General features: G+C 64.9%; 10 protein-coding genes. 5 read left to right on the top strand and 5 right to left on the bottom strand.

Annotated elements, in window-relative coordinates; translation table 11 throughout:
- Positions 1 to 29: 29 nt before the first annotated feature.
- Positions 30 to 1,142, bottom strand: coding sequence for an MlaE family ABC transporter permease (locus tag AC3WJE_RS02565; RefSeq protein ID WP_493729206.1), 1,113 nt, complete (start codon positions 1,140 to 1,142; stop codon positions 30 to 32).
- 152 nt (positions 1,143 to 1,294) lie between these two features.
- Between AC3WJE_RS02565 and AC3WJE_RS02560 the strand changes: the two genes are divergently transcribed.
- Positions 1,295 to 2,554: a threonine/serine exporter family protein gene (locus AC3WJE_RS02560; RefSeq protein WP_493729205.1), complete on the top strand. Its 1,260-nt coding sequence runs from the start codon at positions 1,295 to 1,297 to the stop codon at positions 2,552 to 2,554.
- A 378-nt stretch (positions 2,555 to 2,932) separates the two neighbouring features.
- On the opposite strand, the gene AC3WJE_RS02555 is transcribed toward AC3WJE_RS02560, so the two are convergent.
- The 3 genes from AC3WJE_RS02555 to AC3WJE_RS02545 form a co-directional block, all read right to left on the bottom strand.
- Positions 2,933 to 3,364: an H-NS histone family protein gene (locus AC3WJE_RS02555; RefSeq protein ID WP_493729204.1), complete on the bottom strand. Its 432-nt coding sequence runs from the start codon at positions 3,362 to 3,364 to the stop codon at positions 2,933 to 2,935.
- 190 nt (positions 3,365 to 3,554) lie between these two features.
- A complete protein-coding gene (locus AC3WJE_RS02550; RefSeq protein WP_493729203.1) occupies positions 3,555 to 5,249 on the bottom strand; it encodes a proline--tRNA ligase in 1,695 nt (564 codons plus the stop codon).
- Between the two features lie 285 nt (positions 5,250 to 5,534).
- On the bottom strand, positions 5,535 to 5,921 hold the full coding sequence (locus AC3WJE_RS02545) for a DUF4124 domain-containing protein (protein WP_493729202.1): 387 nt from the start codon (positions 5,919 to 5,921) through the stop codon (positions 5,535 to 5,537).
- Between the two features lie 114 nt (positions 5,922 to 6,035).
- On the opposite strand from AC3WJE_RS02545, the gene pssA reads away from it, so the two are divergent.
- The 4 genes from pssA to AC3WJE_RS02525 all read left to right on the top strand — a co-directional run bounded on the left by pssA (position 6,036) and on the right by AC3WJE_RS02525 (position 9,083).
- On the top strand, positions 6,036 to 6,800 hold the full coding sequence (gene pssA, locus AC3WJE_RS02540) for a CDP-diacylglycerol--serine O-phosphatidyltransferase (protein WP_493729201.1): 765 nt from the start codon (positions 6,036 to 6,038) through the stop codon (positions 6,798 to 6,800).
- Complete coding sequence (locus tag AC3WJE_RS02535; protein WP_493729200.1) at positions 6,797 to 7,258, top strand: hypothetical protein; 462 nt, start codon at positions 6,797 to 6,799, stop codon at positions 7,256 to 7,258. The genes pssA and AC3WJE_RS02535 overlap by 4 nt, the downstream gene beginning before the upstream one ends.
- Positions 7,255 to 7,737 (top strand): ribosomal protein S18-alanine N-acetyltransferase, encoded by a 483-nt coding sequence (rimI, locus tag AC3WJE_RS02530; RefSeq protein WP_493729199.1) that lies wholly within the window; start codon positions 7,255 to 7,257, stop codon positions 7,735 to 7,737. The genes AC3WJE_RS02535 and rimI overlap by 4 nt, the downstream gene beginning before the upstream one ends.
- Before the next feature lie 215 nt (positions 7,738 to 7,952).
- A complete protein-coding gene (locus AC3WJE_RS02525; RefSeq protein ID WP_493729198.1) occupies positions 7,953 to 9,083 on the top strand; it encodes a pectate lyase family protein in 1,131 nt (376 codons plus the stop codon).
- A gap of 157 nt (positions 9,084 to 9,240) precedes the next feature.
- On the opposite strand, the gene AC3WJE_RS02520 is transcribed toward AC3WJE_RS02525, so the two are convergent.
- Positions 9,241 to 12,246, bottom strand: a complete 3,006-nt coding sequence (locus tag AC3WJE_RS02520) for a valine--tRNA ligase (protein WP_493729197.1) — start codon at positions 12,244 to 12,246, stop codon at positions 9,241 to 9,243.
- Positions 12,247 to 12,339 lie beyond the last annotated feature (93 nt).

The following is a 12,339-nucleotide window of genomic DNA, read 5'->3' as shown; positions in this document are numbered from 1 at the left end:
ATCCCCAATTCCGAATCCCGGCTCCATCATCACCACCCCATCTTCATGAACCACAGCGCGGCCATCGCATCGATGATGATCACCAGGGATATGGTCTGCACCACGCTGGAGGTCGTACGTTCACCGACCGATTGTGCGGTGCCGCTGACCTTCAGGCCTTCCAGGCAGCCGATCAGGCCGATCACGATGGCGAATACCGGTGCCTTCGACATGCCGACCAGGAAATGCTTGACCTGCATCGTCTCGTGCATGCGTGCCAGGTACATCTGCGGCGGGATGCCCAGGTCGAACGCGCCGACCGTCACGCCGCCGGCCAGGCCGGCGATCATCGCGATGAAGGTCAGCAGCGGCAGCATCACCAGCAGCGCCACCACCCGCGGCAGCACCAGCAGGTCGACCGGATCCAGGCCCAGGGTCTGGATCGCATCGATCTCCTCGCGTGCCTTCATCGCGCCGATCTGCGCCGTGAACGCGCTGGCGGTGCGGCCGGCCACGACAATCGCGGTCATCAGCACCGCCAGCTCGCGCAGCGTGGCGATCGAGACCAGTTCGACCACGTAGATCTCCGCGCCGAAGTCGCGCAGGATCGTCGAGCCGAGGAAGGCGATCACCGCGCCGATCAGGTAGGACAGCAGCACCACCAGCGGCACCGCGTCCAGGCCGACCTGTTCCATGTGGCTCACCGTCGAGGTGAGGCGGAAGCGACGCGGCTGGCGCACCAGTCGCGCCAGCTTGACCAGGTTTTCGCCCAGGAAGCTGGCCAGCCCGACGATGTTCTCGCCGGTGGTGCTGACCGTGATGCCCAGGCGCTCCAGCGCGGCAGCGAAGCCGAGGTCGAGCTTGGGACGCGGACGCTCGTCCTTGATCTCTTCGATGGTGCAGACCAGCGCGCGATGTTCCTTGCGGAAGTCGATCGCTTCATCGTCCAGTCCCCGCTGCGCGACGAAGCGCAGCAGTTGCAGCACACCGGCCGAATCCAGTTGGGAGATCCCGCGTGCATCCACGCCCTGGATGCCGGAAGGAACCTCGCCCAGCAACTGGGCCGCAGGCAGTGCGGTGGCCAGCACCCAGCTCCCGGAGAGCTGTATCCGTGCCGGATCCTGCGCGTTCTGGTCGATGTGGGGAGGTTGGACTGTGGTCATGGGCGTTTCCGTGGCGCGAGCATACCGTGCACGGCGTGAGAGGCGAATGTGCTCGCGTGCGATGGCGCTGCCCCCGGACAGGTTGAGCGGCATACACTTGCACGACCGCCGGCGACGTCCGCACGGCCTTTCCAATCCTTGCCGATCCGCGCATGTCCGTCGCTTCTCCCGTCAGCCGGTCCACCAGCGCGACCTACGCGCAGCGGGTGGCGTTCGTGACCGAAATTGCCGGACGCCTGCATTCGTATGGCACCACCGCCCAGCGCCTGGAAGCGGCGGTGATCGGCCTGTCGCACAAGCTCGGCCTGGACTGCGAACCCTGGTCCAATCCGACCGGGATCATCCTGAGCTTCAGCGATCCGACCAAGGCGATCGGCTCGTCCGACATCACCCGCGTGGTGCGCTTGGCGCCGGGCGAGAACGACCTGTACAAGCTGAGCGTGGCCGACTACATCGCCGACGGCGTCGCCAACGGGCAGATGAGCATCGCCCAGGGCCATACCGCGCTGCGTCGGCTCGACCGCGAGATGAGCCGGCGCAGCCGGGCCATGCAGGTGCTGGGCTACGGACTGGCCGCGGCCGGTGTGGCCGGCCTGTGGAAGCTGCCCTGGCTGGACATCGCCACCGCCGGCGCGATCGGGCTGTCGATCGGCCTGTTGACCCGCTACACCGACCGTCGCCCCGCCACCAAGGAGGCCGGCGAGGCGCTGGCCGGATTGCTGGCCGGCCTCGTCGCCACGCTGGTGGCCTCGCTCGCCGGGTCGCTCAATCTCAATACGGTGATCATCGCCTCGCTGGTGGTGTTGCTGCCCGGCATGTCATTGACCAATGCGGTCAACGAGCTGGCCAGCCAGCACTGGGTCTCGGGCACCGCGCGGCTGGCGGGCGCGGTGACCACCGTGCTCAAGCTGACGGTGGGCGCGATGATCGCGGTGACGCTGGCGCAGTGGCTGGGCCTGGAGCCACAGGTGCGCGCCTCGCGGCCGCAGGCGCACTGGATGGAGTGGGCGTCGCTGCTGGTGGCGGCTTTCGCGTTCGCGGTGCTGTTCAAGCCGCATCGTCGCGACTACCCGTGGGTGATGGCGGCGGCGATCGCCAGCTATGTGATCGCGCGCTTCGCCGGGCAGGCCTGGGGCAGCCCGGCCGGCGTGTTCCTGTCGGCGATGACGCTGACTGCGGCCGGCAATCTGTTCGGTCGCGTTATCCAGAAGCCGGGTGCGCTGATCCGCCTGCCCGGCATCATCATGCTGGTACCGGGCAGCACCAGCCTGCGCGGGTTCCTCAATCTGGTGCAGCAGCAGAACGTGGACGTGGGGCAGACCGCGTTGCTGGCGGTCACGAATATCGTGATGGCGCTGGTGGCGGGTCTGCTGTTCGGCAATCTGCTGGTGCCGGCGCGCAAGAATCTCTGATGCCATCCGGCCGTCGCCTGGGGCGGTCCAGCGTCATCGGCCCGCGCGAATTTCCGGCTGGCAATGGAATAGGGATCACAATCTCCGCGCGCTGAGCTGTTTCCTGGCAGTCATTCCAATCGCGTCATTGCGGCGTGCTTTTTTTATCCAGCCGACTGAAGAGCAGAGCAGGTAACCACCGGACATGGCAGGTGCGAGTGACCGGATTCGCATGTGCCTGTTGTTCGGATGTAAATGTTCAAAAACCGTTGCCTGATCCGGTGGGGCGTCTTGAATTTCTGCCTGCGAACGGATGCTGTGATCCGAACGGTCCGTGGATCAAATAAACAGAAAACGCCGGCATTTCTGCCGGCGTCTCGAATACGGATCACCCAATTATTATTTGGCTTTTTTCGCGGCAACGCGCTTCTTGGCCGGCGCCTTGACTGCCTTGACTACCTTGGCCGCCTTGTTGATCAGGAAATCCTCGACCTTCTTGCCCTTGGCGGTCAGTTCGGCCAGCCAGCGCGGCTGCTTGCCGCGACCGGTCCAGGTTTCCTTGGTGTTGGCGGGGTTACGGTATTTCGGCGCTACCTTGCCGAGCTTGCGGCCAGGCTTCGGGCCGGGCTTCTTGGCGGCTTTGGTGCCGGTGCCGGACGCGCCACCGAAGATTTCCTCGACGGTATATCCCTCGGACTTCGCCAGTTTGATCAACTGTGCGCGGACCTTGGCGATCGGCGTGCGCTTGGCGACAACCGCCTGCCGCTTTCTCGCGTTCTTGATGAGGGCGCCCAATTGCTTGGCTGACAGGCTGCTGAGATCGATCGACATCACTACTCCGGAGTTAAATGGAAAGAAGTGCCATCCCCTGGCAGTGGTGCGCATCATAATAACGGATTATCGAGAACACAAATCCATCGGATATTTTTGGTGGATTCGGTTTGAATCCCCGCACGCGGGGTGCGGGTTTTTGCCGGGGACGGACTCCAATGAATATCGGAATCCGTGAAAATTACGTCAATCAGCCGGAAATACGCGCGAGCAGGGCGGTTTTGTCGAGATTTTCCGCCTCGCTGGCGCGGCGTGCCCGATATTCATAGGTGCCGGCAGCCAGGCCGCGTTCGGATACGACCACGCGGTGCGGGATGCCGATCAACTCCATGTCGGCGAACATCGCGCCCGGGCGCAGGCCGCGATCGTCCAGCACCGCCTCGATGCCGGCGGCGCTCAGTTCCGCCAGCAGTGCCTGCGCCGAAGCGGCGACGTTGGCGTCGTTCTTCGGGTTGATCACGCACACCGCCACGCGCCAGGGCGCCATCGGCTCGGGCCAGATGATGCCGGCGTCGTCGTGGTTCTGTTCGATCGCCGCGGCGACGATGCGCGAGATGCCGATGCCGTAGCAGCCCATCGTCAGCACCTGTGCCTTGCCGTTCTCGTCGAGCACGCTGGCCTGCAGCGCCTGCGCATAACTGCGGCCGAGCTGGAACACGTGACCGACCTCGATGCCGCGCGCGATCTTCAGCTCGCCACCGTCGGCGGCGCGGTCGCCTTCGCGCACGTTGCGGATGTCGACCACTTCCGGTTCGGGCAGGTCGCGGCCCCAGTTCACGCCGGCCAGGTGGAAGCCCGGCTCGTTGGCACCGACGACGAAATCAGCCAGCGCGGCGACCTCGCGGTCGGCGATCACGCGGATCGTCTGCCTGGCGTTGAGCGGGCCGAGGAAGCCCGGCTCGCTGCCCAGGTACTGGGCGATCTCGGCCTCGCCCGCCATGCGGTAGTCCGCCAGTCCGGCGACCTTGGCGAGCTTGATCTCGTTGACCTCATGGTCGCCGCGCACCAGCGCCAGCACGAAGGTGCCGTCGGTGGTGACCAGCGCGAGCGACTTGGCGGTGCGCTGCAGCGCGATGCCGAGCAGCGCCGCGACGTCCTCGCAGGTCTTCTGGGTGGGCGTGTCGACCTTGCGCAGCGTTTCGCTCGCAGCCGGGCGCGGCGCGGGATCGGCGGCGATGGCCGCTTCCATGTTGGCGGCGTAGTCCGAGCCGGTGGAGAACACCAGCGCGTCCTCGCCGGAATCGGCGATCACGTGGAATTCCTGCGAGGCGTCGCCGCCGATCGCGCCGGAATCGGCCTGCACCATGCGGAAGTCCAGCCCCAGGCGGGTGAACACGCGGGTGTAGGCGGCCTTCATGTTCTCGTACTCACGCACCAGATCGGCGTCGGTGAGATGGAAGGAGTAGGCGTCCTTCATCAGGAACTCGCGCGCGCGCATCACGCCGAAGCGCGGGCGGATTTCGTCACGGAACTTGCTGTTGATCTGATAGAAATTCACCGGCAGCTGCTTGTAGCTGCTCAGTTCCTGACGGGCGAACTCGGTGACTGCCTCTTCGGCGGTCGGGCTGTAGCAGAAGCCTTGTTCCTTGCGGTCCTTGATCTTCAGCAGCTGGCCGCCGAACTTCTGCCAACGGCCGGTGGCTTCCCACAGTTCCTGCGGCTGGATGGTCGGGACCTGCAGTTCCAGCGCGCCGGCGCGATCCATTTCCTCGCGCACGATCTTCTCCACCTTGCGCAGCACGCGCAGGCCCAGCGGCGACCAGGTGTACAGGCCGGAGGCGAGCTTGCGGATCATGCCCGCACGCAGCATCAACCGGTGGCTGACCAGTTCGGCGTCGGCCGGAGTTTCCTTGGTGGTGTGCAGGTGGAACTGGGAAAGGCGCATCGAGAGGCTTCGCTGAAGGCGGCTGAAACCCAATATTCTGCCTTGTGGGGATGCAGAAAGGGGAATGACCGGTCAGGGCGCGTTATTCATTCCCGGTCTGTTTGGGGTGAGGTCGGCGTTGGTCGTATCGATATTTGAGGACGCTTCCGGGTACGGCCCGTAACGGCCGATAGCGTCGGGTTGCAGCTATTTGCTCTTTCCCTTCTCCCGCAAGCGGGAGAAGGGAATAGAGGGTTCCCCTCGAAAAGAATCGGGCTCAGCTGAGGAGGCCCGACTCCGCAGGCCTCAGTGGCCGGCCGTCACCGGGGCGCAATACGCCTTCACCGCGGCATCGGCCAGGTTCTTCTGGGCGGCGCGCTGGCCTTCGTCCAGGGTGGTGTCGGGTTTGCCGTCGCCGTCGGTGTCCTGCATCACCGGGCCGCTGCCGCCGAGAACCTCCAGGTTCTTGCGGGCGGTGGTGCATCCGGTGGACTCGGCCTGTGCCGTGGGCGTTTCCGGCGGGGCCACCCCGGCGCGGGCGTCGATCCGGCGGGTGTCGTACTTCTGCCCTTCAGGCGGTTTTTCCGAGTAATGGGTGACGCCGTTGGCGTCCTTCCACTTGTACAGGTTGGCAGCGCCGGCCGCGGTGCTGGTCGCCAGCAGCACGAGGCTGAGCGCGCAAGACAGTTTCATTGTGATTCCCCAAGTCGATCCCTGGGCGGGATTGCAGCACCCCCCGGCGGGGCTGGCAAGTCGAAGGGCCTGTCAGGGAGGGGGGACAGGCCCTAAACTGGCCCGATGGAAGAAATGCGACCCACCCCGCGTTCGCGCACGATCTATCTGCTGCCGAACCTGTTCACCACCGCCGGCCTGTTCTCGGGCTTCTACGCGATCATCTCGGCCGCCAACGGTGACTTCGTGCAGGCCAGCATCGCCGTGTTCGTGGCCGCGGTGATGGACGGGCTGGACGGGCGCGTGGCGCGCCTGACCGGCACCAGCAGCGAATTCGGCGTTCAGTACGACTCGCTGGCGGACCTGGTCAGCTTCGGCATGGCGCCGGCGCTGGTGATGTACCACTGGTCGCTGTCGGCGCTGAAGTTCGACGGCAACGTGATGGGCCGGGTCGGCTGGGCGGTGGCGTTCCTGTACGCGGCCTGCGCGGCGCTGCGCCTGGCGCGCTTCAACACCCAGGTTGGCGTGGTCGACAAGCGCTGGTTCATCGGCCTGGCCAGTCCGGCCGCGGCCGGGTTGATGATGTCCTTCGTCTGGGCCTTTGCCGACGGCAACCTGGGCTGGAGTGGCGAGGAGCTGCGCTACGTGGCGCTGGCGGTGACGATCGTCTCGGCGCTGCTGATGGTCAGCCGGATCCGCTTCTGGAGCTTCAAGGGCGGCGCGAATGCGCCGCGAGGCGACCGTATTCCATTCCTGGCGCTGGCATTCGTGCCGATCGTGCTGGCGATCCTGGTGATCGACCTGCCGCGCACGCTGCTGGCGGTGGGCATCCTGTACGCCCTGTCCGGGCCGTCGCTGTGGTTATGGCGGCGTGTGCGCAAGGTGCCGGAAGGCGCATGAGCGAAGTGGCGGCCAACGAGCCGTTGTGGTCCGACCTGCAGCTGTCGTGGCTGCAGGCGCTGGGGCATACCGTGTACCTCGACCGCACCGCGGTGATTGCCGCACCGCCGGTGGTGGCCGATGCCGCGCCGGTGCGCGAGGTCGAGGCGGATCGGCCGGCACGTCCCGCCGCACCGGCGACAACGCCGGCTCCGGTACGACGCAGCGCGCCTTCCGCGCCGCCGCCCGAGGCCGTGCGTGAGGAACGTTCGGCGGCCCCCGCAGCGCGACGCCCCCGCGTCGGTCTGCCCGACCGGTTGCAGATCGCGCTGCTGCGCGCTTCCGGCTGCAATCCGAATGACCCGCAGACGCAGCAGCTGATGGCGTCCTGGCCGCTGGAGACGCTGCGCGCCGATCCGGCCGCCAAGCGCGCGCTGTGGCCACAACTGCGAGGTCTGCGTCGGAGCTCGTCGCGGTGAGTGCGGTCAGCGCACCGGCGCCGTTGTCGTTCCGTGCGATGCACGAGAGCGATCTCGACACGGTGATGGAGATCGAGCGCCGTGCCTATCCGTTTCCGTGGACGCGCGGGATTTTCCGCGACTGCATGCAGGCCGGTTATCCGGGGCTGGTGGTCGAGCAGGGGCGCGAGATGATCGGCTACGGCATGGTCAGCATCGCGGCCGACGAGGCGCATGTGCTCAACGTGTGCATCGATCCGGCGCGGCAATCGCGGGGTTACGGTCGCCAGTTGCTGCGCGTGCTGGTCAAGCTGGTGAGCGATCGCGGCGCGCGCCGGGTGTTCCTGGAAGTGCGTCCTTCCAATGTCGGCGCGGTGACGCTGTATCAGTCCGAAGGCTTCAACGAGATCGGCCGCCGCCCGCGTTACTACCCGGCACAGAACGGCCGCGAGGATGCGCTGGTGATGGCGATGGAGCTGTTTTTCGAAGGCTTTTCCTGAGCTTTCCTGCGCCTGTCCCGCGCTGACGCGGGACAACGTTTCTGTCTTGTTTTCCTGTCCCCGGGACCGTCCGTGTGATGGCTTCTGCACTCCTGTGTGCCCGCGCTTCTTTTGCGCTGTCGCATCACCAATAGTGCGCACGCCGTGACAGAGAGGGAGCGGCCGGGATGCCGCAATGGTGTCCTGCAACGTCAGTCTTCGAGGATGGATTCCCGATGAGAACGAAACATGCAATTGCAGCAACTCCGCTGGTGCTGGGCACCCTGCTTGCCATCGCGCAACCGGCCTGGGCGGATGCTTCGCTCGATGTGGCCACGACCGGTTGGGCCACGCAGAACGGCGGAACCCGGGGAGGTTCGCGTGCCGCCGCCGCTGATATCTACACCGTGAAAAATGCCGCGGAACTGAAGAACGCGCTGAAGGCCAGTGCCGGCAGCAATGGCCGCATCATCAAGGTCAGCGGCGTGATCGACATCAGCGAGGGCAAGGCCTACACCACCACGGCCGACATGAAGAGCCGCGCCCGCCTGGATGTTCCGACCAAGACCACGTTGATCGGCATCACGTCCAACGCGGAGATCCGCGAGGGCTATTTCTACGTCAAGGCCAACGACGTGATCATCCGCAACCTGACCATCGAGAATCCGTGGGATCCCGAGCCCGTGTGGGATCCGGATGACGGCAGCGCCGGCAACTGGAACTCGGAATACGATGGCATCACCATCGAGGGTGCGACCAATGTCTGGGTGGATCATCTGACCTTCACCGATGGACGCCGCACCGACGATCAGAACGGCACCGCCAATGGTCGCCCGAAGCAGCATCACGACGGCGCGCTGGACATCAAGAACAGCGCCAACTACGTGACCGTGTCCTACACGGTGTTCAAGCTGCACGAGAAGAACAACCTGATCGGCTCCAGCGACAGCCGCACCACCGATGACGGCAAGCTCAAGGTCACCATCCACAACTCGCTGTTCGAGAACATCTCCTCGCGCGCGCCGCGGGTGCGCTTCGGCCAGGTGCACCTGTACAACAACTACCACGTCGGCAGCACCAGCCACGCGGTGTATCCGTTCTCGTACGCGCACGGCGTCGGCAAGAGCTCGAAGATCTTCTCGGAGAACAACGCGTTCGACATCACCGGCGTCAGCAGCTGCGACAAGATCGCCGCCAACTACGGTGGCAGCGTGTATCGCGACTTCGGCTCGCTGCTCAACGGCAAGGCGCTGACCTGCAGCTGGAACAACAGCATCGGCTGGACCCCGCCGTACACCTACAACCTGTTGTCGGCCAGCGCCGTGGCTGCCGACGTCAAGGCCAAGGCGGGCGCGGGCAAGCTGTAAGAAGCGGTCTACGTGGTATGCAAAAGCAAAAGCCACCGGAGTTCATCCGGTGGCTTTTTTGTATCTGGCGGCTTTTTTTCGTAGGAGCGGCGTCAGCCGCGATGATTTTCTCGGGAAGGCTTCATCGCGGCTTACGCCGCTCCCACATTCAACCAGCTCAGAGCTTGGCGCGCTGCTCGCGCAGGCCATCGAGTTGGGCGCTCCAGTCGACCAGGCGCTGGCGTTCCTGCTCGACCACCGCCGCCGGCACCTTGTCGGTGAACTTGGCCAGCTTGCTCTCGCTCTTGTCCTTTTCGATGCTGACGCGGGCGATCTCCTTGTCCAGGCGCACGCGTTCGGCATCCAGATCGACCAGCCCTTCCAGCGGGATGTTCAGTACCAGCTGGGTGCCGTTGGGAATGCCGGATGCGGATGGCGGCGCGCTCTCGCCCGCCTCCAGCCAGCGGATCGAATCGAGCTTGGCCAGGAAGCGGATCTGACCGGTGAACCGCTCGATGCGCTGCCGGTCACTGGTGTGGCCGGAGCCGAGCAGCAGCGGAACGGCCAGCGACGGCGAGATGCCGAGGCTGCTGCGGATCTTGCGCAATTCGGAGATGACGTTCTTCAGCCATTCCACGTCGGCTTCGGCAGTAGCGAAATCCTGTCCGGCGGCCGCTCCCGGCATCCTGCCTTCCGTGGCACTTGTGCATCCATGCACGGCGAAATCGGCCGGCTGCGGATAGCGTTGCAGCGAAACCGTGCTCGCATCGATACCCAGGCGCGGGGCGACCTGCTGCCACAGTTCCTCGGTGACGAACGGGATCAGCGGGTGCAGCAGGCGCAGCAACGCTTCGAGCACGTATAGCAGGGTATGACGGGTGCTGTCGGCGGCGACGCTATCACCACCGTTGAGCGCCGGCTTGGCCAGCTCGACGAACCAGTCGCAGAACTCGTTCCAAGCGAATTCGTACAACACTTGCGCGAGCAGATCGAAGCGGTAGGCGGCAAATTGCGCCTCGGCCTCCTGCGTGACTTTCGCCAGCCTCGACAGGATCCACTTCTCGGCCTCGGTGACGGGAATCCGCGATGGGTTGAACGAATCCCCAATCCCGAATGCCGAATCCCCGCTGTTCATCAACGCGAAGCGGCTGGCGTTCCACAGCTTGTTGCAGAAGTTCTTGTAGCCCTCGGCGCGGCCGAGGTCGAACTTGATGTCGCGACCGTGGCCGGCCAGTGCGGCGATGGTGAAACGCAGCGCATCGGCGCCGTGGGCGGCGATGCCCTCGGGGAATTCCTTGCGCGTGGCCTTGGCGATGCGCTCGGCATCCTTGGGCTTCATCAAGCCGGTGGTGCGCTTGGCGAGCAGGTCATCCAGCGAGATGCCGTCGATGATGTCCAGCGGATCGAGCACGTTGCCCTTGGACTTGGACATCTTCTGGCCCTGCGCATCGCGGATCAGGCCGGTGATGTAGACGTCGCGGAACGGCACCTGACCGGTGAAGCTGTCGGTGGCCATGATCATCCGCGCCACCCAGAAGAAGATGATGTCGAAGCCGGTGACCAGCACGGACGAGGGCAGGTAACGATCGAAGCCGCGCTCGGCCATCGCCTGTTCGTTGGGCCAGCCCAGCGTCGAGAACGGCCACAGCTGCGAGGAGAACCAGGTTTCCAGCACGTCGCTGTCCTGGGTGAGGATGGCATCGGCGCTCAGTCCGTGCTTCTCGCGCACCTCGGCTTCGTTGCGGCCGACGTAGCACGTGCCGTCGCCGTCGAACCACGCCGGAATACGATGGCCCCACCACAGCTGGCGGCTGATGCACCAATCCTGGATGTTCTCCATCCAGTGGCGATAGGTGTTGATCCAGTTCGGCGGGACGAACTTCACGTCACCGTTCTCGACCAGCTCAAGGCCGCGCTTGGCCAGCCCGTCCATCTTCACGAACCACTGGTCGGTCAGGTACGGCTCGATCACCTGGCCGGTGCGATCGCCACGCGGCACCTGCAGCTTGTGCGGCTTGGCCTCGACCAGCAGGGTGAGTTCTTCCAGTTCGGCCAGCACCAGCTTGCGCGCCTCGTAGCGATCCAGGCCGACATATTTGGTCGGAATCTTGTATGCAAGGTGCTGACCGAGACGCTTGCGTTGAATTTGATTCAGGTCATGGAAATCGATGTCCTGAACAAACGGGTACTCATCGTCCGGATATTGCTTGCGGGGATCGAGAATCTTCGCCTCTGGCGTGAACAGATTCACCAGCGGGAGGTTATGTCTCTCGCCGACCTGGTAGTCGTTGAAATCATGCGCCGGGGTGACCTTGACCACGCCGGTACCGAAGGCGCGATCGACATAGTCATCGCCAATGATGGTCACGCGACGGCCGGTCAGCGGCAGCGTCACCTGCTGGCCGATCAGGCTGGCGTAGCGCGCATCTTCCGGATGCACCATCACCGCGGTGTCGCCGAGCAGTGTCTCCGGGCGGGTGGTGGCGACGATCAGGTAATCGCGGGTTTCGCGCAGGATTTCGTTGCCGTCGGCATCGTGCTCGACATGCTCGTAGCTGACGCCGTCGGCCAGCGGATAGCGGATCGACCACAGGAAACCGTCTTCTTCGACATTTTCCACTTCCAGATCGGAGATCGCGGTCTTCAGCACCGGATCCCAGTTGACCAGGCGCTGGCCGCGATAGATCAGGCCCTGCTCGTACCAACGCACGAACGCCTCGTTCACCGCCGCCGACGGCTGCGGATCCATCGTGAAGGTGCTGCGTGACCAGTCGGCCGAGGTGCCGATGCGGCGCATCTGCCGCTCGATGATGTCGCCGGACTGCTGCTTCCACTCCCAGACCTTGGCGATGAAGCCATCGCGGCCCAGCGAGTCGCGGGTTTCGCCGTTGCCTTCGAGGGCGAGGTTGCGGCTGACCACCATCTCGGTGGCGATACCGGCGTGATCGGTACCGACCTGCCACAAGGTGTCGTAGCCGCGCATGCGGTGATAGCGCACCAGCGCATCCATCAGCGTCTGCTGGAAGGCATGGCCCATGTGCAGCGTGCCGGTGACGTTCGGCGGCGGCAGCAGGATGGTGTACGGCTCGCCCTTGCCGGACGGCTTGAAATGGCCGGCGGCCTCCCACTCGGCGTACAGGCGCGATTCGAAGGATTTGGGTTCGTAGCTGGAGGCGAGGGACATGAGCGGCGTGATTCGTGATTGGTGATTGGTGATTCGAAAGAGCAGTGATTCGCAGCGGGTGTTTCGCGGGATCGGTTCAGAGCGACAGTCGAT

The sequence above is a fragment of the Pseudomonas sp. GW821-FHT07E12 genome, assembly GCF_058986605.1.
The sequence above is the reverse complement of the archived record's forward strand: the minus strand, read 5'-3'. Positions and strand labels throughout refer to the sequence as shown.